The organism is Streptomyces sp. NPDC050619, from assembly GCF_040654815.1.
Taxonomy (GTDB): Bacteria; Actinomycetota; Actinomycetes; order Streptomycetales; family Streptomycetaceae; genus Streptomyces.
In genome coordinates, this window is the sequence record NZ_JBFAIR010000011.1 from 162,512 (window position 1) to 184,875 (window position 22,364).

Below are 22,364 nucleotides of genomic sequence, written 5' to 3' on the forward strand. Positions count from 1 at the left end.
GTAGAGTTGCGCGCACGCCATCACAAGATCGACCGATTACGAGGCCCCCACCGTGCGCCGACGCTCACTTCTCATCGCCGTACCCGCAGGACTGGTCACACTCGCCGGATGCGGTGACGACGAGGCGGACTCCAGCAAAGCCAGCGACAGCGCATCGCCCTCACCTTCGGCCCCCGCATCGTCCGCACCCCGGCCGAAGATCGTCGACGGCCCGCTGCCGGCGATCACGGCGGGCGCGAAGTTCGACACGAAGCCGACGATCGCCAAGGGCAGCGGCGACCCGTCGAAGCAGCTCGCGGTGAAGACGCTCGTCGCGGGCAGCGGCAAGACCGTCGCGGAGAACGACTACATCCAGGCGAACTACCTCGGTCAGATCTGGGACACGGCGAAGGTCTTCGACAACTCCTACGACCGCAAGAAGCCGCTGATCATCCAGCTCGCCGCGGGCAGCATCATCGACGGCTGGCGGTACGCCCTGACGGGCAAGAAGGCCGGCAGCCGGGTCGAGTTCTCCGTCCCGCCCACCTGGGGATACGGCACGCAGGGGCAGCCGCAGGCGGGCATCAAGGGCACCGACACGCTGGTCTTCGTCGTCGATGTGCAGGACACGTTCAACGGGAAGAGCTCCGCCAAGGGCACGAACGTCGCCCAGGACAACGCCGACCTGCCGAAGGTGGGCACCAACACCGACGGCAAGGCGCCCTCCGTCGACGTCCCCAAGGCGGCCGCGCCGACGAAGCTGGTGGCGAACTACGTCATCGAGGGCGACGGCGCCGAGGTCGCCGCCGCGGACACCGTGCTCGTCCAGTACAAGGGCGTGCTGTGGGACACCGGCAAGGAGTTCGACTCGACGTACAGCGGCGGTTCGCTGACGTCGTTCTCGCTCCAGCAGGTCGTCAAGGGCTGGGCGCAGGGCCTGACCGGCAAGAAGGTCGGCAGCCGCGTCCTCATCGCCATCCCGCCGAAGCTGGGCTACGGCGACAGCCCGCCGGCCGGCAGCGGTATCAAGAAGGACTCCACGCTGGTCTTCTCGGTCGACATCCTGGCGAAGATGTGACCCCTTCGAGGTGCAAGACTGTCCGTGTTGCCTTTCCGCGAACAAGCAGGAGCTAGAGACGTGAGCATCGACAAGCCCGAGATCGACTTCCCGGGCGGCGAGCCCCCGGCGGACCTGGAGATCAAGGACATCTGGGAGGGCGACGGCGCCGTGGCGCAGGCGGGCCAGACCGTCACCGTCCACTACGTGGGCGTCGCTTTCAGCACCGGCGAGGAGTTCGACGCGAGCTGGAACCGCGGTCAGCCGTTCCGCTTCCCGCTGGGCGGGGGCCGAGTCATCAAGGGCTGGGACCAGGGCGTGCAGGGCATGAAGGTCGGCGGCCGTCGCCAGCTGACCATCCCGGCCCACCTCGCCTACGGCAACCAGAGCCCGACTCCGGCGATCAAGCCCGGCGAGACCCTGATCTTCGTGGTCGACCTCCTCGGGGTCTGATCGTCGTACAGGAGTCGTAATCGTCGTACGGGAGTCGTAAGGGATCACGGACCGTCCGATCGCCGTACGACCTTCGGGCGGGATCCGACCGGACCCGATCACCTGGGGCCCATGCCTGTCGGGCATGGGCCCTCGGCTTTTGCCGCGCCACTTCGGGGCGGTACGGTCATCGTCCGTAAGCACCATAGGGAGGCGAAGGGCGTCGATGGCCATTGCCAAGGCCGAGCGACTGATGAACCTGGCGCTGTGTCTGCTCGGGACGCGGCGGCCGCTCAGCAAGCGTGAGCTGCGTGAGTCCATCGAGGCCTACCTGGAAGCGGGATCGGACGACTCCTTCAACCGCATGTTTGAGCGGGACAAGGACGATCTGCGCGAGCTCGGACTGGTGATCGAAACCGTTGAGAACCTGGACGGCGAGGTCGGCTACCTCGCCCGCCGCGACAGCAACCGCCTCCCGCCCGTCACCCTGGACGCCGAGGAGGCCGCCGCCCTGGGGCTGGCCGCCAAGGTCTGGCAACAGGCCCGGCTCGCCGGCGCGGCCAGCGGCGCCCTCCAGAAGCTGCGCGCGGCGGGGCTGCCCGAGGACGTCGACCCGTACGGGGCCCATGGCGCGCTGGAGCCGCGTATCCCGGTGCACGAGGTCGCGTTCGAGCCGCTGATGCTGGCCTGCCGCGACCGCCGCCCGGTCGTCTTCGACTACCGCAAGGCCACCGCCGCCCGCCCCGAGCCCCGGAATGTCGAGCCGTGGGCGCTGGAGTGCTGGCGCGGCCACTGGTACCTCGCCGGCTGGGACCGCGACCGGGGCGCCGAGCGGGTGTTCCGGCTGTCCCGGATCACCGGGAAGGTACGCACGCGTGGCAGCCGTTACACCGCGCCGGTGCCGGATGTCGTCACCGTGCGCGAGACCGTCGCGAGCTGGGCGGGGGAGAACGCCGACCGCTCCGCGCTGATCCGGCTGCGTACCGGCGCCGGGTACCCCCTGCGGGCGAAGGCCGGCTCGGTACGGGAGCTGGGCGACGGCTGGGACGAGTTGGAAATTCCGTACGGGCACGGACTGGACGCCTGGCTGGTCGAGTTCGGTCCGGACGTGGTGGTCCTCGAGCCCGCCGAACTGCGGGCCGACGTGGTGGACCGGCTGCGTGCCGTGGCCAAGGGCTGAGGGGGCGTAGGAAAGTGGTGGGAAAACCGGCCAGGCCCACGAACGCCATCGACCAGACCCGGCGGATGCTCTCCCTGGTGACGTATCTGAAGGAGCGCCCCGGCGCCCGGGTCGAGGACGTCGCCCGTGCCTTCGGGATCACCGAGGACGAGCTGGTCTCCGACCTCGACGTGCTGCCCATGTGCGGCACCAGCTTCCGCGGCGGCGATCTGCTCGACATCGACACCGACGGCGAGCGCATCTGGTGGCACAACCCCGATGACGTCGCCGAGCCCCTCGGGCTCGCCGCCGACGAGGCCACCGCGCTGCTGGTCGCCGCCCGCGCGGTGTCCACCCTGCCCGGGCTGCGCGAGAGCGACCGGCAGGCGCTGCTGCGGGCCACGGCCAAGGTGGAGGCCGCGGCCGGTGAGCAGGCGGGCGCCAGCTCCCGGCTCTCCGTGACCTTCGAGTCGGAGGGCGGTGTCTTCGCGGACGTCGATCGGGCGATCTCCGAACGGCGCCGCCTGTGGATCCGCTACTACTCGCCGGCCCGTGACGAGGTCACCGAACGCGAGATCGACCCCATCCGGCTCGTCAGCGTCGGCCACACCTATGTCGAGGCCTGGTGCCGCCGGTCCGAGGCGCGCCGCACCTTCCGGCTCGACCGGGTCGCCGAGATCAGGATCCTGGACGAGCCGTCCGCGCCGCCCGAGATCGAGCTGCGGGACCTGTCCGAAGGGCTGGTGCAGCCCGCCGCCGAGGACCCGGAGGTCGTGGTCGAGGTCGGCCCGGGCGGGCGCTGGGTCGCCGAGTACTACCCGCACGACAGTGCGGATGAGCTTCCGGACGGCGGGCTGCGCATCACTCTGCGCACCCCGGATCCCACGTCGCTGCGGCGGCTGGCGCTGCGCCTGGGACGCGACGGCCGGATCGTCTCGCCGCAGGACCTCGCCGACAGCGCCCGGCGGGCGGCCCGCGAGGCACTGGCGGCGTACGACGGGGTCGAGGCACAGGGCGCCCATGGCGCCCGCGTGGTTCACGACGGGCAGTACGACAGGCAGGAGCAGGGGCTTTGAGCGAGTCGTCGACCTCTGGTGTGCGGGACATGACGGTGGCCGCCGCGTTCGCCGGGATGCGGAGCGTGGCTCCGGTGCTGTTCCGGGCGGGCTGCCCGGACTGCCGGGGCCGTTTCGAACTCGCCGCGAGCGCGCTGCGCCTCGCCATCGGCGCTACTAACCGCACCACCTTCTACTCCTTCACCTGCCCCGACTGCGGCGCCGTGGTCCGCAAGCCCGCCGGGGAGCGGATCGTCGAACTGCTCACCGGGGGCGGGGTCAGGACGCTGCGGCTGCACTCGACCCTCTGAGCTCGGGCGACTTCGCGGAGGTCTAGGCTCGGCGTCATGTTCTGGCCGATGTTCGCGGTAGCCGTGGGTTTTGTGGGTCTCGCCCTTCTCGGGGTGCTCGCCATACGGGTCTTCCTGGAGGCACAGCGTCTGGGCAGGCAGGTCACGGACTCCGCCCGGCGCATCAGCCGTGCCGCGGAGGATCTGGAGCGCGCGTCCATGAGCGCGGCCCGCTCTGTGGACTCCCTGTGAGTCACGGGCGTGATGCGCTTTGGGCCACTTCGCCCTGTCAACTTGCTGGTTCCGCCAGGTACGCTGCTGGTCGCGGATCGGAGAACGAGGCCCGTTCGCGGACCGGGAGTACGCACAGGGATTGCCACACGTTTACCCCTGAGCGTTACGATCGCTGCCAGCACGGTCGATCGGACACATGTCCGACCGGTCGGACAGCACCCCACCCCAGCCGCCTCGGTGAGAAGGTAAAGACTTATGTTCGGAAGGCTCGGCGCCCCCGAGATCATTCTCATCCTCGTCGTCATCATCCTGCTGTTCGGCGCGAAGAAGCTTCCCGACATGGCGCGCTCGCTCGGCAAGTCCGCTCGCATCCTCAAGAGCGAGGCCAAGGCGATGAAGGACGAGGGCGGCAGCACCGCCACCCCGGCCGGTCCGCCGAACAACGACGAGCAGTCCCCGTCCCAGCGCACCATCCAGGCCGCTCCCGGCGACGTGACGAGCTCGCGCCCGGTCACCGAGCCGACGGACACGACCAAGCGCTGACGCAGGGCCGGTGACCTCCGGCCCGCCGCACGAGATGGGAACGTGGGTTGCTGAAGTCTGCCCGCAACAAGGAGAAGGATCCCGAGGGGCGGATGCCCCTCGCGGAGCACCTTCGTGAGCTCCGCAACCGGCTCGCGAAGGCGCTGCTGGCCATCGTCGCCGTCACAGTCGTCGCCGCCTTCTTCTACAACGACATCATCAACTTGATCACGAGGCCGATCCTCGACTCGGTCGGCTGCGACGCGAGCTTCGAACAACTGGCGAAGGCGTCCTCCGAGCAGCAGTGCGCGCAGATCACGATCAACGGTCTGCTCACCGCGTTCACGCTGGCGTTGAAGGTGTCCCTGATGGCCGGCGTCGTGGTCGCCTCGCCGGTCTGGCTCTACCAGCTGTGGGCGTTCGTCGCCCCGGGTCTGCACAAGCACGAGAAGAAGTACGCGTACGCGTTCGTCGGCACGGGTGCCCCGCTCTTCATGGCCGGTGCGTACTTCGCCTACGCGGTGCTGCCCACCACGGCGAAGGTGCTGCTCGGCTTCACGCCCTCCGACGTCACCAACCTGCTGCCCCTGGACGATCTGCTCGACCTCGTCACCCGCATGGTGCTCGTCTTCGGGCTCTCCTTCGAGCTGCCCCTGCTGCTGGTCTTCCTCAACCTCACCGGGGCGATCACCGGCAAGCGGATGCTCGGCTGGTGGCGGGGCATGATCATGGGCATTACCGTCTTCGCGGCCATCGCGACGCCGAGCACCGACCCGCTGACCATGCTGGCGCTCGCCGGGCCGATCTGGGTGCTGTACTTCGGCGCCGTAGCCTTCTCGCTGCTCAACGACCGGCGCAAGCGCCGCCGCGAGGCGATGGGCCCCGCCGACGACGAGGCCTCCGACCTGGACCTCACCCCCGAGGACATCGGCGATGTCGAGACCGTCTCCGCGAGCCGGGCGCTGCCCGAGCAGGCGACCACGGAGCGGGTCAACGGGTATGACGACGTGACGTGACCTGAGGCACCCCGCGCCGCATCCGGGGTGCTGTGCGGGGCGTAGCGTCGTGATCTGGGGGGATCCCGGGTTCGCCGGCAGCGGATCCGGATAATGATCGTCCTGTTGTCAGTGGGGCCCGGTACGCTCGAAAGTACGATGACAGAGGATCTCTCACCGGCCGAGCGGTACGCGGCAGCACGTAGGCACGCTGCCGAGCAGGCCACCGCGCTCGCTCCCTTCCGCGAGATGTACGACTTCGGCCTCGACCCCTTCCAGATCGAGGCCTGTGAAGCGCTCGAATCGGGGAAGGGCGTGCTGGTGGCCGCGCCCACCGGCTCAGGCAAGACGATCGTCGGCGAGTTCGCCGTCCACCTCGCCCTCCAGCAGGGCAAGAAGTGCTTCTACACGACACCCATCAAGGCGCTGTCGAACCAGAAGTACGCCGACCTGTGCCGCCGTTACGGCGCGGACCGGGTCGGCCTGCTCACCGGCGACAACAGCGTCAACTCCGATGCCCCGGTGGTCGTGATGACCACCGAGGTGCTGCGCAACATGCTGTACGCGGGTTCGCAGACCCTCCTCGGCCTCGGTTATGTGGTCATGGACGAGGTGCACTACCTCTCCGACCGCTTCCGGGGAGCGGTGTGGGAAGAGGTGATCATCCACCTCCCCGAGTCGGTCACCCTCGTCTCCCTCTCGGCCACCGTGTCGAACGCCGAGGAGTTCGGCGACTGGCTCGACACCGTCCGCGGCCACACCGAGGTGATCGTCTCCGAACACCGGCCCGTACCGCTGTTCCAGCACGTGCTCGCCGGGCGGCGGATGTACGACCTCTTCGAGGAGGGCGAGGGCTACAAGAAGGCCGTCAATCCCGACCTCGCGCGCCTCGCGCGCATGGAGGCCACCCGCCCCTCGTTCCAGGACCGCAGGCGGGGCCGCGCCATGCGCGAGGCCGACCGCGAGCGGGAGCGCAGACAGCGGTCGCGGGTGTGGACCCCGGGGCGTCCCGAGGTCATAGAACGGCTCGACGCCGAGGGGCTGTTGCCCGCCATCACGTTCATCTTCAGCCGCGCGGCCTGCGAGGCAGCCGTACAGCAGTGTCTGTACGCGGGGCTGCGGCTGAACGACGACGAGTCGCGGGAGCGGGTGCGTGCTCTGGTCGAGGAGCGCACCGCCTCCATTCCGACCGAGGATCTGCATGTCCTGGGCTATTACGAGTGGCTGGAGGGACTGGAGCGCGGGATCGCCGCCCATCACGCGGGCATGCTGCCGACGTTCAAGGAAGTCGTCGAGGAGCTGTTCGTACGCGGCCTGGTGAAGGCGGTGTTCGCGACCGAGACGCTCGCGCTGGGCATCAACATGCCCGCGCGTTCGGTGGTGTTGGAGAAGCTCGTCAAGTGGAACGGCGAGCAGCATGCCGACATCACCCCGGGCGAGTACACGCAGTTGACGGGGCGTGCGGGCCGGCGCGGTATCGACGTCGAGGGCCACGCGGTCGTGCTGTGGCAGCGCGGGATGAGCCCCGAGCACCTGGCGGGACTGGCCGGGACGCGGACGTATCCGCTGCGGTCCAGCTTCAAGCCGTCGTACAACATGGCGGTCAATCTGGTGGAGCAGTTCGGGCGGCGCCGTTCGCGCGAGTTGCTGGAGACGTCATTCGCGCAGTTCCAGGCCGACAAGTCGGTGGTGGGGATTTCGCGGCAGGTGCAGCGCAATGAGGAGGGGCTCGAGGGTTACAAGGCCTCCATGACCTGCCACCTCGGTGACTTCGAGGAGTACGCGCGACTGCGTCGCGAGCTCAAGGACCGAGAGAACGAGATCGCCAAGCAGGGGGCGGCGCAGCGGCGGGCGGAAGCGGCTGTCGCGCTGGAGAAGCTCAAGCCGGGGGATGTGATTCATGTTCCCACCGGCAAGTACGCGGGTCTGGCGTTGGTGCTCGACCCGGGGCTGCCCGCCGGGCGGTCCAACGGTCATCGTGGCTTCGAGCACCACGACGGGCCGCGGCCGTTGGTGCTCACGGCGGAACGGCAGGTCAAGCGGCTGGCGTCGATGGACTTCCCGGTGCCTGTCGAGGCGTTGGACCGGATGCGGATTCCGAAGTCCTTCAATCAGCGTTCGCCGCAGTCCCGTCGGGATCTTGCCTCCGCGCTGCGGACCAAGGCCGGGCACATTCCGCCGGAGCGGGCGCGCAAGAAGCGGTCGGAGGCCGCTGACGACCGGGAGATCGCGCGGTTGCGCACCGCGATCCGGGCGCATCCCTGCCATGGGTGCAACGACCGGGAGGATCACGCCCGTTGGGCTGAGCGGTATCACCGGCTGGTGCGTGATACCTCGCAGCTGGAGCGGCGTATCGAGGGGCGTACGAACACTATTGCTCGTACGTTTGATCGGATTGTGGCGCTGCTGACCGAGATGGACTATCTGCGCGGTGACGAGGTCACCGAGCATGGGAAGCGGTTGGCGCGGTTGTACGGCGAGCTTGATCTGCTGGCGAGTGAGTGTCTGCGGGAAGGGGTGTGGGAGGGGCTCGGTCCGGCTGAACTGGCCGCGTGTGTTTCGGCGTTGGTGTACGAGGCGCGGCTGAGCGATGACGCGATGGTGCCGAAGTTGCCGTCGGGGAAGGCGAAGGCGGCGCTGGGGGAGATGGTGCGGATCTGGGGGCGGTTGGACGCTCTGGAGGAGGACTTCCGGATCTCGCAGACGGAGGGGGTGGGGCAGCGTGAGCCCGATCTGGGGTTTGCGTGGGCCGCGTACATGTGGGCGTCCGGCAAGGGGCTCGACGAGGTGTTGCGCGAGGTGGAGATGCCTGCTGGGGACTTTGTGCGGTGGTGCAAGCAGGTGATTGATGTGCTGGGGCAGATTTCGGCGGCGGCGCCTGTGTCTGGTGGGGTGAGTTCTACGGTCGCGAAGAATGCGCGGAAGGCCGTTGATGGGTTGTTGCGGGGGGTTGTGGCTTACTCGTCGGTGGGGTGAGCTACGCGCAGCGCAGGCCTGCGGAGGTGTGTGGGGGTGCGCGTTGCGCCCTCGGTTGTGGTGGGGGCGGGGCCGCGCCGGGGGGGTGTCCGTCCTCGGAACGTCGCGGAATCGGTCGGCTATCAACGTGCCCGGGTTGACGCGACAACCGCTGCGGGCGGACACCCCCCGGCACGGCCCCTTCCCGCCGTGGGCGGGTGCGCGGGCCCGGTGGGGTTCAGCGGTTCAGATACGCTCGCCAGCCGCCGTACGACGTGATGTCCTCGGCGTTCGTGAGGGCGTCTGGCTCGCAGAGGAAGCCGGGGGTGTGGGTGCCGTCCGTCAGTTTCACGCTGCCCAGGGTCATGGGGCGGGGGAGTGTGGCCAGGAGGCGGCCCAGGCCTTCGGGTGGGAGGCGCCAGACTTCGGCCTCGATCTCGGCGCCTCCTTCGTCTGTGTGCACCAGGCCGGGCTTGGGCGGCGTTGTCGGCAGGGCGTGGAGGCGATAGGCCGGGGCCGTGGTGGTCGTGCGTTCCAGGCGGGCGCCCAGGGCTAGGAGTTGGGGGTTGAGGGGCTGGCCGGTGAGGTGGGCGCCCACTACCGTCAGGTGGGTTTCCGGTTGGAGCAGGGCGGCTATGCGGGTCAGGCGTTCGTCGGTGAACGCCGGGCCGATCAGCATGACGCCGAAGGGGAGGCCGTTCACCTGGCCGGCCGGGACGGCGACCGCCGCCTGGTCGAAGAGGTTCGTGGAGTTGGTGAAGCGGCCCAGGCGGGCGTTGGCGCCCAGGGGGTCGGCGGCCACCTCGGCGAGGGTGGGGTGGCCGGGGGTGGTGGGAAGCAACAGGGCGTCCGCGTCGGCCAGTTCGGTCAGGGCGCGGGTGCGGAGGGTTGCCAGGCGGTCCGTGTCGGCGAACAGCTGGTGGGCCGGGATGTCTCGGGCGCCGGTGATGATGCCGGCGACTGTGGGGTCGAGGGAGTCGTCGGCTTGGGCTATTGCCTTGTCGACAAAGGTGCCCACTGCTGTGTAGCGCTCGGCTACGAAGGCGCCCTGGTAGAGCATCGCGGCGGCCTCGGTGAACGGCGTGAGGTCGAGGGGGCGGATGTCGGCGCCGGAGGCGGTGAGTTGCGTGACGGCCGCCTCGTAGGCTTCCGTCCAGCCCTCGTCCAGTTCGCCGAGTTGGTCTCGTGCCGGTACCGCGATGCGCCATGGGCCCGGGGCGCGCTGGGGGAGCGGGGGGAGGTCGCGGTCGGGCGGGGATGCCATGTACGCCAGTGCCTGCTCGGCCTCCGGGAGGGTGCGGGCGAAGACCGTCACGCAGTCCAGGGAGGCGCAGGCCGGGACCACGCCTGTGGTGGGGACCAGGCCGCGGGTCGGCTTCAGGCCGACGATGCCGTTGAAGGCGGCCGGGACCCGGCCCGAGCCCGCGGTGTCCGTGCCGAGTGCGAAGTCGACGATGCCCAGGGCCACCGCCACGGCCGAGCCGGAACTGGAGCCGCCGCTGATCCTGGCCGGGTCGTACGCGTTGCGGACGGCGCCGTGCGGCGAGCGGGTGCCCACCAGGCCCGTCGCGAACTGGTCCAGGTTCGTGGTGCCCAGCACGATCGCGCCCGCGGCACGGAGGCGGGCGACGACCGGTGCGTCGGCCTCGGGGTCGTAGGCGTACGACGGGCAGCCCGCGGTGGTGGGCAGGCCGGCCACGTCGATGTTGCCCTTGGCGGCGAACAGGCGGCCGGCGAGGGGGAGGTGCTCGCCCGCCGAGATGCGGGCGTCGATCGTGCGGGCTTCGGACTCCACCTCCGGCTGCGGGCGCAGGTCGATCCAGATCTCGGCGCGGTCGACTGCTTCGAGGCGGGCGTAGGCCGCTTGGACGCGGGTGAGCGTGGTGGACATCGTTCCTCTGCTTTCAGATCGCGGCCGGGGCGAGGACGAGCAGTGCTGTGCCGGCCTCTACTTGGTCGCCCGGCCTGGCCAGGATCTCCGCCACCACGCCGTCCATCGGCGCGTGCACCCTGGACTCCATCTTCATCGCCTCCAGGGCGAGCAGCGGCTGTCCGGCCGTCACCTCGTCGCCCGGCTCGACGTTCAGCTGCCATACGGACGCGGCGAATTCGGCTTCGACCAGGCGACCGCCCGCGGGGACCGTCACCTCCGCCTGCGGCGCGGCGGGCGTGGCCGCCGCTTCCGCTCGCGTGAACTCGCCCGCCGCCTCCCATGCGTCCCGCTCGGCGGAGAAGGCCGCCTGCTGCCGGGATTTGAACTGTGCGATGGGTTCGGCGTGTTCGGCTAGGAAGGTCTGGTAGTCGGCCAGTGAGAAGGTGCCCTCCTCGATGCGGGGTACGAAGCGGCCGGAGGTGATGTCGGCGCGCAGATCGAGGAGTTCGTCCGGCTCCACCGGGTACCACTTGATCCGGTCGAAGAAGCGCAGCAGCCAGGGCGAGCCCGGCTCGAACGCGCCGCGCTGCTGCCAGCCCGACCACACCTGGGTCGTCCGGCCGACGAACTGGTAGCCGCCTGGGCCCTCCATGCCGTATATGCACAGGTACGCTCCGCCGATGCCCACCGAGTTCTCGGCCGTCCAGGTGCGGGCCGGGTTGTACTTGGTCGTCACCAGGCGGTGGCGGGGGTCGAGGGGGGTGGCGACCGGGGCGCCCAGGTACACGTCGCCCAGGCCGAGGACGAGGTACTCCGCGTCGAAGACCGTGTCATAGACGTCGTTCACTGAGTCCAGGCCGTTGACGCGGCGGATGAACTCGATGTTCCACGGGCACCAGGGCGCGTCGTCGCGGACGCCCGCCATGTAGCGGGCGATCGCCTCGCGGGTCGCCGGGTCGTCCCAGGAGAGGGGGAGGTGGACCGTGCGGGAGGGGACCGTCAGTCTGTCGCTCGGGGGGAGGGCCGCGGTGATCTCCCGTACGGCGGCGAGGAGTTCGGGCTGTGGTAGGCGGTGCGGGTCCGTGCGGATCTGGAGGGAGCGGATGCCCGGTGTGAGGTCGGTGATGCCGTCCGGGACCTGTTCGGCCACCGCTTCCATCAGTGCGTGGACGCGCATCCGGAGCGCCAGGTCGAGTTGCATCGGGCCGAACTCGACCAGCAGGTTGTCGTCGCCGCTGCGGCGGTAGGTCACGTCGGCGTCCTGGGCCAGGATGCCGCCGTCCACGATGGCGGGGCGGGGCTCGCCCGACACGTCCACCGGTGCGAAGCGGACCGTGTCGCCCGGGCGTAGCTGGCCCAGCTTCCAGCGGTCGGTGCTGATCACCGTCGCCGGGCAGACGAACCCGCCGAGCGACGGGCCGTCCGGGCCCAGCAGCACCGGCATGTCGCCCGTGTAGTCGACGGCGCCCACGGAGTACGGGGTGTCGTGGATGTTCGACGGGTGCAGGCCCGCCTCGCCGCCGTCGGTGCGGGCCCAGCGCGGCTTCGGGCCGACCAGGCGGACACCGGTGCGCGCGGAGTTGAAGTGGACCTTCCAGTCGGCGGCGTAGAAGTCGCGGATGTCGTCCTCGGTGAAGAACTCCGGTGCCGCGTGCGGGCCTTCGACGGCCTTGACCTGCCATACGGCACCGAAGTCCGGGCGGTCGGCCGACGGTACGGCCAGACCCTCGATGACTTTTCCGCCGTGCAGGACGTCGCCCGTGCGCAGTGCCCGGCCGCCGTGTCCGCCGAACCGGCCCAGCGTGAAGGTGCTCGCGCTGCCCAGGAAGGCGGGCACGTCCAGGCCGCCGGAGACCAGGACGTAGGTGCGCAGGCCGTGCTCGGCGGGGGCGCCGATCTCCAGTACGGCTCCGGCGGGCAGCGTCACCGGCTCCCACTGCGCGACCGGCGTGCCGTCGACGGTGACCGGGGCGGGTGCACCCGTCACGCAGACGGTCGTGGGGTGCGTGAACCTCAGCGACGGGCCCTTGAGGGTGCATTCGAGGCCCGGCGCACCCTCGTCGTTGCCGAGGGCACGGTTGCCGAGGCGGAAGGACAGGTCGTCCATCGGACCGCACGGCGGCACGCCGACCTGCCAGTAGCCGGTGCGGCCCGGCCAGTCCTGCACGGTGGTGAGCGTCCCGCCGGAGACGACCTCGATACGGGGTGTCGGGTCGCTCACGTGGGTGAGGGTCGCCGTCGAGTGGGTGGCGGTGATGAAGTCCCGGTCCGCGAGCGCGGCCCGTACCAGGCCCAGGTTCGTCTCGATGCCGTCGACGCGGGTGCGGGCCAGCGCCTCGTCCAGCCGCTGGAGGGCGTGCGCCCGGTCGGGGCCGTAGGCGATGACCTTCGCGAGCATCGGGTCGTACGACGTCGTCACCTCGGTGCCCGTCTCGACCCAGCTGTCGACGCGCACGCCCGGCGGGAACTCGACCCGTGTCAACAGGCCCGCGCTGGGCCGGTGGTCGCGGGAGGGGTCCTCGGCGTACAGGCGGGCCTCGACGGCGTGGCCGCGTGGTGCGCCCGGGGCGTGGACCACGTCCTTCTCGCCCTGGGCCAGGCGGAGCATCCAGGCGACCAGGTCGACGCCGTAGATCTCCTCGGTGACCGGGTGCTCCACCTGGAGGCGGGTGTTGACCTCCAGGAAGTACGCCTCCTCGCGCGCGGCGTCGTAGACGAACTCGACGGTTCCGGCGGAGCGGTAGCCGACCGAGGCGCACAAGTCGCGGGCGGCGTCGGTGAGTTGTGTGCGCACGTGGGCGGGGAGGCCCGGGGCGGGGGCCTCCTCCAGCACCTTCTGGTTGCGGCGCTGGAGAGAGCAGTCACGGTCGCCGAAGGTGACCACCCGGCCCTCGCCGTCGCCGAAGACCTGCACCTCGACATGGCGGGCGTGCTCGACCAGGCGTTCCAGGAAGACGCCGGCCAAGGAGAAGGAGGCGGCGGCCACGCGCTGCACCCGGTCCCAGGCCTCGGTCAGTTCATCGGCGGAGCGACATGCCGACATACCGATGCCGCCGCCTCCGCCGGTCGCCTTGAGCATGACCGGATAGCCGATCGCGGCAGCCTGCTGGAGTGCCTCGTCGGGAGAGGCGAGCAGTCCCGTTCCCGGTGCCAGGGGTACTCCGGCGGCCTCGGCTGCCGCCCGCGCCGTGTGCTTCGCGCCGAACAGTTCCAGCTGCCCGGGCGTCGGGCCCACGAACACGATCCCGGCGTCCTGGCAGCGGCGCGCGAAGGCCGCGTCCTCGGACAGGAAGCCGTAGCCGGGGTGGATCGCGCCCGCGCCCGTGTCCTTGGCCGCCTTCAGCACCAGGTCGGCGTCGAGGTACGACTCCTTCGCGGGCGCCGGGCCGAGCCGCACCGCCTCGTCGGCGAGCCGGACGTGCGGGGCGGAGCGGTCAGGGTCGGAGTACACCGCGACCGTGCGCAGGCCCAGTTCGCGGGCCGTACGGATGATGCGGACCGCGATCTCGCCGCGGTTGGCGACCAGCAGCGTGTCGAAGGTCATGCGCCCGCCCCGGTGATCGTCATCTCCACCGCGGTCGGTTCGAAGCCGTTGCACGGGTTGTTGATCTGGGGGCAGTTGGAGACCAGGACGAGGACGTCGCACTCGGCGCGCAGGGTCAGCTCCAGGCCCGGAGCGGAGAGGCCGTCGACGATGCCGAGGGTGCCGTCCTTCTCGACCGGCACGTTCATGTACCAGTTGATGTTGGAGACGAGGTCCCGCTTGCCGAGGCCGTGCCTGGCGCCCTCGGCGAGGAAGTTGTCCACGCACGCGTGCTGCGACCAGGTGTGGTGGCCGTACCGCAGGGTGTTCGACTCCTTGGAGCAGGCGCCGCCGACCGTGTCGTGGCGGCCCACATCGTCGCCGGTCACCGTCATCAGCGGGGTGTGCTCGTTGGACATGAGCACGCTGCCCGTGGTGAGGAAGATGTTGCCCTGCGCGTGGATGGTGTCCGGTGCGCTGTAGCGGACCGATGTGTCGTGGGCGTCGTAGACGAGGAAGTCGACGGCCTGGTTGCCGTGCAGGTCGGTGATGGTGAGGGTCTCGCCGGTGCGGATCACGGACGACCAGGCCGCCCGGGCCGGAACAACGGTCTTCATGCGATCCCCCTCGCGGCGAGGAACTCGGCGGTGTTCAGGAAGGCGCGGTGGCCCTCGGGCGTGGCCTCCCACAGCGGGGTGCCGGGGCGGGTGGCCTCCGCGCGCCAGGCGAGCACCTCCAGCGGGGTGCTGACGTACTCGGTGCGGGGGTCGGCCGGGTGCGGCACGTTGGCGATGAGCACCGTGACGTCCTGCTCCGTGCGCAGCGTCACGCTGCCGCCGGGGCCGGCCGAGCCGGTGAAGTCGAGGACGCCGTCCTCGCGCACCTCCACGCCCTGGAAGAAGGCGAGCGAGGGCGGCAGATCGCGCGGTTCCAGGCCGTTCTTGGCGGCCGCCAGCTTGAACAGCTCGCGCCCGGCGGGGGAGGGGCCCTGCGGGGTGCCGTCGCCGTACCGCTCGGTGTTGCGGACGAGGGTGGAGGTGCCGCACAGGGCGTCGTGCCGGCCGGAGGTGTCGGCGATCACGGTGGCCAGGACCCGGCCCTGGTCGGACAGGAGCAGTTGGCCCTCACCGAGGTAGGCGTTCCACTGCACCTTCACCGTGTCGGCGACGTTCAGCCGCTCCCAGGGCCGGTCGGCCGCGTACAGGAGCAGGTGGGCGCAGGCGTCGCCGCGCAGGTCGGTCAGGCGCAGTTCGCTGCCGCGGGCCAGCACCCGGTGCGTGTAATTGCCTCCCGCCACCGTCTCCGCCCACACCAGGTGGCCCGCCTCGCAGGGCGGGTTCGGCCAGGTGCCGGCCGGTACGACGGGCATGGCCTCGGTGCGCGTGCCCTCCTGGGCGCGTGCGTGGTCGCGGGCTCCGTACGTGGTCGCTGTCGCCATCGCGGGTCCTCCGGCTCCGGTGTGTCGTCATGCTGCTGGCGTCTTATTTCTGTCGCTTGACAGAAATTAAGGGTGGGCCGGGTCGCGGTGATTGCCGCACTGTTGCCGCTCGGTTACCGGGCCCTCACGAAGATCGCCGCGAACGGGCGTGTGCGAGGATCGAACGCATGGGGACAGCAGGTGCGGACCGGAGCCGACGGGTGGGCAGGCCACGGGCGGCGCAGCGGCCGGACAGCGGCCTTGAGCCGCGTGAGGAACTCCTCGTGGCCGCCGCCGAGTTGTTCACCACCCTCGGCTATGCGGCCACCAGCACGCGTGCCGTCGCCGAGCGCGCGGGCATGCGCCAGGCGTCCATGTACCACTACGTCTCCGGCAAGGAGGAGCTGCTGGCCCAGCTCCTGGAGTCGACCGTCACGCCCTCGCTGGCGTACGCCCGTGAGCTCCTCGCCGACGACGCGACGTCGGCCGAGGGCCGGCTGTGGGAGCTGTGCCGGGCGGACGTCGAGGTGCTGTGCGGCGGGCCGCACAACCTCGGCGGTCTCTACCTGCTGCCCGAGGTGCGGGCCGAGCGGTTCGCCGGCTTCCATGCCGTGCGTGCCGAACTCAAGGACGCCTACCGGCAGTTGATCGCCGCGACGGCGGCCGGCGGGGCGCTCGGCAAGAGCGAGCTGGACCTGCGTACGGACCTGCTGTTCGGGTTGATCGAGGGTGTCATCCTCGTCCACCGCTCCGATCCCGAGCGGCCCGTCTCGGCGTTCGCGGAGGCCACGGCCGACGCCGCCCTGCGCATCGCCGGGGTCTGAAAGCCCGGTCTTCACCCGTTACGGTGAGTGATTTTCGCATACCCGTACGCCGTTACGCCCCGTGTTCGAATGAACCCTCAGCGTGCAAATGGAGTCGAGCGTACTCCCGTCGCGAGGGCCATTTCAGGTGCTTGCTGAATATGACACGGCGATGATCCGGTCGGACTAAGCTCGCCCGCAGCGCGCCGAGTTGAGATGTATTCGTGCGCTTGTTCCCAAAAAATACCGAAGATACAGCCTGTTCCATGACATTTCCCCCTGCAAGCTCCCCCGACACCCAGCCGATTCGTTTCAGAGGGCCTACATGGTGAGTCTTCAATCCCCCCCAGGGCGCCGTGAACTGCCGTACGCGCGCGTACTGTTGCTGCCCGCCATAGTGATGGCGATGGCGACCGGGGCCGCCGTCGCCTTGGTGGCGCAGCCGGCCAGGGTGGCCGTCGGCTCGTGCGGTGCCGTCGCCACACTGCTGGTGATCGCGGTGGCCGCCGAAGCGGTGCGGCGCGCTCGCGCCCTGCGCGACCTGCGGGCCTCGCACGCCCGTCACACCGCGTATCTGGAAGGGCGTATCGCCGCCCACGACCACGAGATGATCCGCCTCGCCAAGGAGATCGCGCCCACCGCGCTGCACTGGCTGCGCCGCGGAAATTCCCCCGAAGAGGTGGTTCGCCAACTCGGCAACATGGACCCCGCGTGGGCCGAACTCCCCAAGGCGCAGACCGACTTGCTCAAGACGGTGCTCAAAATCGTCGACACCGAAGAGCTCATGCGCGACGCAGCGCAGCGCTCCTTCGTCAGCATCGCCCGTCGTGTCCAGGCCATCGTCCACCAGCAGGCCAACGAACTGCGGGAGATGGAGGAGGACCACGGCCGCAACCCCGAGGTCTTCGACGACCTCCTGCGCATCGACCACGGCACCGCGCTGATCGGCCGCCTCGCCGACTCCATCTCCGTCCTCGGCGGCGGCCGCCCCGGCCGTCAGTGGCCCGAGCCCGTCGCGCTGTACAGCGTGCTGCGCGGCGCCATGTCGCGGATCCTGGAGTACCGGCGCATCGACCTGACGTCGATCGCCAAGGTCAACGTCAAGGGCACGGCAGTCGAGCCCGTCATCCACGCCGCCGCCGAACTCCTCGACAACGCCACCCGCTACTCCCCGCCCCAGAGCAAGGTGCACGTCACCGCCACCGAGGTGCAGACCGGCGTCTGCATCGAGATCGAGGACTCCGGCGTCAGCCTCAGCGAGGAGGCCCGCGCCCGGGCCGAGCGCATGCTGGAGCGCGCCAAGGCCGGCGTCGACCTCCAGGATCTCGGCGAGACGCCGAGCCTCGGCCTCTCCGTCGTGGGCCGCCTCTGCCAGACGTACGACATGCAGGTGTCCCTGCGTGCCTCCGCGTACGGCGGTGTCCGCGCCATCCTCGTCGTGCCCACCGCCATGCTCACCGAGGAGCCCGGCGTCGGACTCGCCCACGGCATCGGCGCCACCGCCGTGCCCAAGGCCGAACTCGGCGCCGTTCCCGGGCCCAAGCGCACGATCAAGAAGCGCCGTCCCACCAGCCCCAAGTTCGTGACGCCGATCTCCATGGAGGACGACGTCCCCGAGGTCACCGAGTGGACCGCGAACGGGCTGCCGCAGCGCCGCAGCCGGGTCAAGGCCTCGTTCACCCAGCGCTATGCCGAGCAGGCCGCGATCGAGCAGGCCGAGCGGGAAGGCCGCCCGACCATCTGGTCGACGGCCCGGCGCGAGCCCGAGCCGGAGCCCCAGAAGCCGGACGAGACCCCGCCGGGCCAGTGGGTCCAGGCGTTCATGGACGGACTCAAGCGCCCGACCTCTTCCGCAGGCACCCAGCCGACCGACGAACCGGCCCGTGCAGAGGCCGAAGACGAGGGGAACCTCAAGTGATCCAGCAGCGAGGCAACTTCGACTGGTTGCTCCAGGACCTCGCCAAGGGCGTGCCGGGCATCCAGATGATCGTGGTGCTCTCCGCCGACGGCCTGCGCATCGCCCGCCATGGCGGCGACCCGGACACCGCCGACCGCGTCGCCGCGGCCTGCGCGGGCCTGCAGAGCCTGGCGAGCGCCGTCGCTTCGGAGATCCCGGGCAGTGACGGCATGATGAAGATGGTCCTCATCGAGATCAACGGGGGCTACTTCTACCTGATGGCCGCCGGCCCCAACGCCTATCTGGCGGTGCTGGCCGACGTGATCACCGAACCGGGCCACATGAGCGCCGCGATGGGCGACCTGGTCATCCGCATCGGCGCACATCTGACCACCCCGCCGAGGCGTAACGGGCAGACCGTATGACTCCTCCACAACGCCGGCGGCGCTATCCCAGGGAACAGGCGGACCCGACACCTCCGCGCCCGGACCCGACACCACCGCAGGAGGACCAGCCACCTCCGGAGGGCCAGAAGAAGAACCCCGAGCGGCTGTACGTCATCACCGGCCCCGACGGCGCCGAGCGCTCGGAGCTCGACCTGGTCACGTTAATCGTGGCGGACGCCGACCCCCCGCCCTCCGCCACCCCCGAGCAGGCGGCGCTGCTCAGGCTCTGCGCGGCCCCGCTGTCGGTGGCCGAACTGTCCGCCTATCTCAGCCTGCCGTTCAGCGTGGTGACCGTCCTGCTCACCGAGCTGCTGGCGGCCGAACTGGTGACGGCGCGCGCCCCGATCATCCGCCAGGCGCGGGCCGACCGTTCCCTCCTCGAAGCGGTGATGCATGGACTTCAAAGGCTCTGACACGATTCCCGGTCCGCGCGCGGAGGACCACCTTCCGCCTACCGCGCTGGCCGCGGTGAAGATCGTCATCGTGGGCGGCTTCGGCGTCGGCAAGACGACCATGGTCGGTTCGGTCAGCGAGATCAAACCGCTGACCACCGAGGAGACCATGACCCAGGCCGGCATCGGGGTCGACGACAACTACGGCTCCGAGACCAAGACGGCCACCACCGTGGCCATGGACTTCGGCCGCATCAGCATCACCGACCAGCTGGTGCTCTACCTCTTCGGTACCCCGGGCCAGGAACGGTTCTGGTTCCTGTGGAACGGCCTGTTCGAGGGCGCGCTCGGCGCGGTCGTGCTGGTCGACACCCGCCGCCTCGAAACCAGCTTCGATGTCATGGGCCGGCTCGAGGAGCGCGGGGTGCCGTTCGTCGTCGCCGTCAACACCTTCCCGGACGGCCCCCGTTACGCCATCGACGAGCTGCGCACGGCGCTCGACCTGAGCCAGGACATCCCGATCGTCGAGTGCGACGCGCGCCGCCGCGCGTCCAGCCGGGACGTCCTGATGACCCTGCTGCAGTTCCTGCATTCGCTGACGACGAAGGCCCCTGCGTGAGCCAGGTACGTCCCGTGAACCGCGAACGCGTTGCCTGAGTGGCACGGACGTACGGCCCCCGAGTCGCGTACGTCCGTGCCGGCGCGCCGCAGGTGTCCCGGTCCCTTCCTTTACGTCAGATCACTTCCGTCACTTCTTCTATGTCAGATCACTTCCCTTACGTCAGATCCACCTCAGCTTCGGAGCGATCATCGTGACGCCTGAATCCCCTTTCCCGGCCGGTACGGACGCCCCCACGACCGCCCCGCCCCCCGGCTGCCCCGCACACGGCATCGGCCCCGGCGGACTGCGTCGGCTGTACGGCCCCGACGCGGAGGACCTCGGAACCGTGTACGAGGAGCTCCGCGCCGAGCACGGAACCGTGGCTCCCGCGCTGCTGCACGAGGACGTGCCGATCTGGGTGGTGCTCGGCCACACCGAGAACATGCACATGGTGCGCACCCCCTCGCACTACAGCCGTGACACCCGGTTGTGGTCCCCCATGCAGGACGGCACGGTCAAGCCGGATCACCCGCTCATGCCGCACCTCGCCTGGCAGCCTCTGTGCTCCCACGCCGAGGGCGAGGAGCACCTGCGGCTGCGCGGCGCGGTCAACGGTGCCCTCTCGACCATCGACAACCGGAGCCTGCGCCGCCACATCAACCGCGCGACCCAGCACCTCGTCAACCAGTTCTGCGAGCAGGGCAGGGCCGACCTGGTCAGCCAGTTCGCCGAGCACCTGCCGATGATGGTGATGTGCCAGATCCTCGGCATGCCCGAGGAGTACAACGACCGGATCGTGCAGGCCGCCCGCGACCTGCCCAAGGGCACCGAAACGGCCATCGAGAGCAACGCGTACATCATGGACGTCCTGATGCGGCTCACCGCCCGCCGCCGGGCCGAGCCCGAGGAGGACCTCACCAGCCACCTCATCAACCACCCGGCGCGGCTCACCGACCAGGAGGTCAGCCAGCACCTGCGGCTCGTCCTGATCATCGCGTACGAGAGCACCGCCAACCTCCTGGCCAACGTACTGCGGGTGGTGCTCACCGACCCGCGGTTCCGCGCCCAGCTCAACGGCGGCCAGATGACGGTGCCCCAGGCGGTCGAGCAGTCCATGTGGGACGAGCCGCCGTTCAGCGCCGTCCTGGGGTACTTCGCCAAGCAGGAGACCGAGCTGGGAGGCCAGCGCATCCGCAAGGGCGACGGCCTCCTCCTGGGCATCGCGCCGGGCAACGTCGACCCGCGCGTCCGTCCCGACCCCACGGCCGACATGCAGGGCAACCGCTCCCACCTCGCCTTCAGCGGCGGTCCTCATGAGTGCCCGGGCCAGGACATCGGCCGCGCCATCGCCGACGTCGGCGTCGACGCGGTGCTGACCCGCCTGCCCGACGCCGAACTCGCCTGCGCGGAGCACGAGCTGAGCTGGCGGGAGTCCATCTCCAACCGGCACCTGGTGGAACTGCCGGTGACGTTCGAGCCCAAGCCCCAGCAGGACGTCCTGGCGCGCCCCGTGCACCAGGTACCGGCGCAGCGTCACAGCGACTGGCAGATCAGCACGCCACAGCAGCAGACGACGGCTCCGGAGCCCGCCGCGCCGACGCCGGCACCGGCGCCGACGCCCGAACCGGCCGCCCGGCCGGGGGTGTTCCGACGCCTGCTGCGCTGGTGGCGCGGCGACTGAGCCGAGGGTTCCCGGGCTAGGGCTTGTGCGCCCACTCGTCGTACGACGACCAGGCCCGCAGCGTGCGCGGGCTGACGAACCGGTGCTCGCGCGCCGTGATCGGATCAGTGAACTCCAGTGTCCGTGCCAGGAGTTGGAGCGGACGCCGGAAGTCACCGGCCGCCACGGGTTCGGTCACCACCGGGTAGAGGGGGTCGCCGAGTACCGGTACCCCCAAAGCGCTCATGTGCACCCTCAGCTGGTGCGTCTGCCCGGTACGCGGTGTCAACCGGTACCGGGCACGGGCGTCCTGGTGCTCCAGCAACTCGACCCGGCTGACGGCGTTGGGCTCGCCCTCGACCTCGCGGGCCGCCAGGACGCCGCGCTCCTTGACGATCCGGCTGCGCACGGTGCGCGGCAGGGCCAGTTGGGGCTCGTACGAGGCCACCGCCTCGTACTCCTTCGCCACCCGTCTGTCCCGGAACAGCGACTGGTATGCGCCGCGCTCCTCGGGCCGCACGGTGAACAGCACCAGCCCGGCCGTCAGCCGGTCCAGCCGGTGCGCGGCGCCCAGCGTCGGGAGGTCCAGCTGCCGCCGCAGCCGGGCCAGGGCCGTCTCGGCGACATGGCTGCCGCGCGGTGTGGTGGCCAGAAAATGCGGCTTGTCGGCCACTACCACGTGTTCGTCCCGGTAGAGGACGTCGATCGCGAACGGGACCCGCTCCTCGTCGGGCAGCTCGCGGTGGAACCATACGAACATCCCCGGCATGTACGCCATGTCGCGCGGTACGGGACACCCGGCGGCGTCCACGATCCGGCCCGCGTCCAGCATGCCGTCGATCACCCCGGCCCCGGCGGCGAGCCGCGTCACGAGATGGTCCCGCACGGTCGCCCACGCGTCCCCGGGCGGCAACCGCACCCGCACCGGATCGACCCCGTCGCGCTGCGGCAGGGGAGGAGGCGGGGGCGGGGTACGGCGTCTCATCACGACAAGACTATGCCGGGGTGCCGGCCGGTGTGCGCGCCGCCGATCCGGGGCCGTACGTGCTGGTCAGGTGCTCATCGCGGGTTCGC

The 22,364-nt window shown here is 70.3% G+C and carries 20 protein-coding genes; 15 read left to right on the forward strand and 5 right to left on the reverse strand.

The genetic code is table 11. From position 1 onward, the window contains the following. The first annotated feature begins 52 nt into the window (after positions 1-52). From AB0I77_RS20145 to AB0I77_RS20185, 9 genes are all read left to right on the forward strand, one after another. Positions 53-1,057 (forward strand): FKBP-type peptidyl-prolyl cis-trans isomerase, encoded by a 1,005-nt coding sequence (locus tag AB0I77_RS20145; protein WP_363283960.1) that lies wholly within the window; start codon positions 53-55, stop codon positions 1,055-1,057. Positions 1,058-1,117: 60 nt separating this feature from the next. After that, complete coding sequence (locus AB0I77_RS20150; RefSeq protein ID WP_030672441.1) at positions 1,118-1,489, forward strand: FKBP-type peptidyl-prolyl cis-trans isomerase; 372 nt, start codon at positions 1,118-1,120, stop codon at positions 1,487-1,489. Positions 1,490-1,694: 205 nt separating this feature from the next. Beyond that, positions 1,695-2,648, forward strand: a complete 954-nt coding sequence (locus AB0I77_RS20155) for a WYL domain-containing protein (RefSeq protein ID WP_363283961.1) — start codon at positions 1,695-1,697, stop codon at positions 2,646-2,648. Positions 2,649-2,662: 14 nt separating this feature from the next. After that, positions 2,663-3,703, forward strand: a complete 1,041-nt coding sequence (locus AB0I77_RS20160) for a WYL domain-containing protein (RefSeq protein ID WP_363283962.1) — start codon at positions 2,663-2,665, stop codon at positions 3,701-3,703. Next, complete coding sequence (locus AB0I77_RS20165; protein WP_363283963.1) at positions 3,700-3,993, forward strand: hypothetical protein; 294 nt, start codon at positions 3,700-3,702, stop codon at positions 3,991-3,993. Before AB0I77_RS20160 ends, AB0I77_RS20165 begins: the two co-directional genes overlap by 4 nt. Before the next feature lie 36 nt (positions 3,994-4,029). Further along, on the forward strand, positions 4,030-4,224 hold the full coding sequence (locus AB0I77_RS20170; protein ID WP_363283964.1) for a hypothetical protein: 195 nt from the start codon (positions 4,030-4,032) through the stop codon (positions 4,222-4,224). Positions 4,225-4,461: 237 nt separating this feature from the next. Next, a complete protein-coding gene (gene tatA / locus AB0I77_RS20175; RefSeq protein WP_363283965.1) occupies positions 4,462-4,749 on the forward strand; it encodes a Sec-independent protein translocase subunit TatA in 288 nt (95 codons plus the stop codon). 47 nt (positions 4,750-4,796) lie between these two features. Then, positions 4,797-5,744 carry a twin-arginine translocase subunit TatC gene (gene tatC / locus AB0I77_RS20180; RefSeq protein ID WP_363283966.1) on the forward strand — a complete coding sequence of 316 codons (948 nt, stop codon included), beginning with the start codon at positions 4,797-4,799 and terminating at the stop codon, positions 5,742-5,744. 93 nt (positions 5,745-5,837) lie between these two features. Next, positions 5,838-8,699 (forward strand): DEAD/DEAH box helicase, encoded by a 2,862-nt coding sequence (locus AB0I77_RS20185; RefSeq protein ID WP_363283967.1) that lies wholly within the window; start codon positions 5,838-5,840, stop codon positions 8,697-8,699. 217 nt (positions 8,700-8,916) lie between these two features. Here the strand turns inward: AB0I77_RS20185 and atzF are convergent, their stop codons facing one another. The 4 genes from atzF to AB0I77_RS20205 are packed head-to-tail and all read right to left on the reverse strand — an operon-like array spanning position 8,917 to position 15,512. Then, on the reverse strand, positions 8,917-10,569 hold the full coding sequence (gene atzF / locus AB0I77_RS20190; protein ID WP_363283968.1) for an allophanate hydrolase: 1,653 nt from the start codon (positions 10,567-10,569) through the stop codon (positions 8,917-8,919). 13 nt (positions 10,570-10,582) lie between these two features. Further along, positions 10,583-14,095: a 5-oxoprolinase/urea amidolyase family protein gene (locus tag AB0I77_RS20195; protein WP_363283969.1), complete on the reverse strand. Its 3,513-nt coding sequence runs from the start codon at positions 14,093-14,095 to the stop codon at positions 10,583-10,585. Continuing rightward, positions 14,092-14,691, reverse strand: a complete 600-nt coding sequence (locus AB0I77_RS20200; RefSeq protein ID WP_363283970.1) for an urea amidolyase associated protein UAAP2 — start codon at positions 14,689-14,691, stop codon at positions 14,092-14,094. Before AB0I77_RS20200 ends, AB0I77_RS20195 begins: the two co-directional genes overlap by 4 nt. Next, entirely contained in the window at positions 14,688-15,512 is an 825-nt protein-coding gene (locus AB0I77_RS20205; RefSeq protein WP_363283971.1) for an urea amidolyase associated protein UAAP1, read from the reverse strand. The genes AB0I77_RS20200 and AB0I77_RS20205 overlap by 4 nt, the downstream gene beginning before the upstream one ends. A gap of 167 nt (positions 15,513-15,679) precedes the next feature. Between AB0I77_RS20205 and AB0I77_RS20210 the strand changes: the two genes are divergently transcribed. From AB0I77_RS20210 to AB0I77_RS20235, 6 genes are all read left to right on the forward strand, one after another. Beyond that, positions 15,680-16,315 carry a TetR/AcrR family transcriptional regulator gene (locus tag AB0I77_RS20210; RefSeq protein ID WP_363283972.1) on the forward strand — a complete coding sequence of 212 codons (636 nt, stop codon included), beginning with the start codon at positions 15,680-15,682 and terminating at the stop codon, positions 16,313-16,315. 304 nt (positions 16,316-16,619) lie between these two features. Then, positions 16,620-18,212, forward strand: a complete 1,593-nt coding sequence (locus AB0I77_RS20215) for an ATP-binding protein (RefSeq protein ID WP_363283973.1) — start codon at positions 16,620-16,622, stop codon at positions 18,210-18,212. Beyond that, positions 18,209-18,616 (forward strand): roadblock/LC7 domain-containing protein, encoded by a 408-nt coding sequence (locus tag AB0I77_RS20220; RefSeq protein ID WP_363283974.1) that lies wholly within the window; start codon positions 18,209-18,211, stop codon positions 18,614-18,616. The genes AB0I77_RS20215 and AB0I77_RS20220 overlap by 4 nt, the downstream gene beginning before the upstream one ends. Next, positions 18,613-19,050 (forward strand): DUF742 domain-containing protein, encoded by a 438-nt coding sequence (locus tag AB0I77_RS20225; RefSeq protein ID WP_363283975.1) that lies wholly within the window; start codon positions 18,613-18,615, stop codon positions 19,048-19,050. The genes AB0I77_RS20220 and AB0I77_RS20225 overlap by 4 nt, the downstream gene beginning before the upstream one ends. After that, positions 19,031-19,648 carry an ATP/GTP-binding protein gene (locus tag AB0I77_RS20230; protein ID WP_363283976.1) on the forward strand — a complete coding sequence of 206 codons (618 nt, stop codon included), beginning with the start codon at positions 19,031-19,033 and terminating at the stop codon, positions 19,646-19,648. Before AB0I77_RS20225 ends, AB0I77_RS20230 begins: the two co-directional genes overlap by 20 nt. A 193-nt stretch (positions 19,649-19,841) precedes the next feature. Beyond that, positions 19,842-21,311: a cytochrome P450 gene (locus AB0I77_RS20235; RefSeq protein WP_363283977.1), complete on the forward strand. Its 1,470-nt coding sequence runs from the start codon at positions 19,842-19,844 to the stop codon at positions 21,309-21,311. Positions 21,312-21,327: 16 nt separating this feature from the next. Here AB0I77_RS20235 and AB0I77_RS20240 read toward each other — a convergent pair whose 3' ends face one another. Then, positions 21,328-22,275 (reverse strand): RluA family pseudouridine synthase, encoded by a 948-nt coding sequence (locus tag AB0I77_RS20240; protein WP_363283979.1) that lies wholly within the window; start codon positions 22,273-22,275, stop codon positions 21,328-21,330. Positions 22,276-22,364: the final 89 nt, after the last annotated feature.

Excerpts from the sequence above, each read along its gene's own strand:
- AB0I77_RS20155 (WP_363283961.1), top strand. The coding sequence starts at position 1,695 with ATGGCCATTGCCAAGGCCGAGCGACTGATGAACCTGGCGCTGTGTCTG.
- AB0I77_RS20170 (WP_363283964.1), top strand. The coding sequence starts at position 4,030 with ATGTTCTGGCCGATGTTCGCGGTAGCCGTGGGTTTTGTGGGTCTCGCC.
- tatA (WP_363283965.1), top strand. The coding sequence starts at position 4,462 with ATGTTCGGAAGGCTCGGCGCCCCCGAGATCATTCTCATCCTCGTCGTC.
- AB0I77_RS20185 (WP_363283967.1), top strand. The coding sequence starts at position 5,838 with ATGATCGTCCTGTTGTCAGTGGGGCCCGGTACGCTCGAAAGTACGATG.
- atzF (WP_363283968.1), bottom strand. The coding sequence starts at position 10,569 with ATGTCCACCACGCTCACCCGCGTCCAAGCGGCCTACGCCCGCCTCGAA.
- AB0I77_RS20195 (WP_363283969.1), bottom strand. The coding sequence starts at position 14,095 with ATGACCTTCGACACGCTGCTGGTCGCCAACCGCGGCGAGATCGCGGTC.
- AB0I77_RS20200 (WP_363283970.1), bottom strand. The coding sequence starts at position 14,691 with ATGAAGACCGTTGTTCCGGCCCGGGCGGCCTGGTCGTCCGTGATCCGC.
- AB0I77_RS20205 (WP_363283971.1), bottom strand. The coding sequence starts at position 15,512 with ATGGCGACAGCGACCACGTACGGAGCCCGCGACCACGCACGCGCCCAG.
- AB0I77_RS20210 (WP_363283972.1), top strand. The coding sequence starts at position 15,680 with ATGGGGACAGCAGGTGCGGACCGGAGCCGACGGGTGGGCAGGCCACGG.
- AB0I77_RS20215 (WP_363283973.1), top strand. The coding sequence starts at position 16,620 with ATGGTGAGTCTTCAATCCCCCCCAGGGCGCCGTGAACTGCCGTACGCG.
- AB0I77_RS20225 (WP_363283975.1), top strand. The coding sequence starts at position 18,613 with ATGACTCCTCCACAACGCCGGCGGCGCTATCCCAGGGAACAGGCGGAC.
- AB0I77_RS20230 (WP_363283976.1), top strand. The coding sequence starts at position 19,031 with ATGGACTTCAAAGGCTCTGACACGATTCCCGGTCCGCGCGCGGAGGAC.
- AB0I77_RS20240 (WP_363283979.1), bottom strand. The coding sequence starts at position 22,275 with ATGAGACGCCGTACCCCGCCCCCGCCTCCTCCCCTGCCGCAGCGCGAC.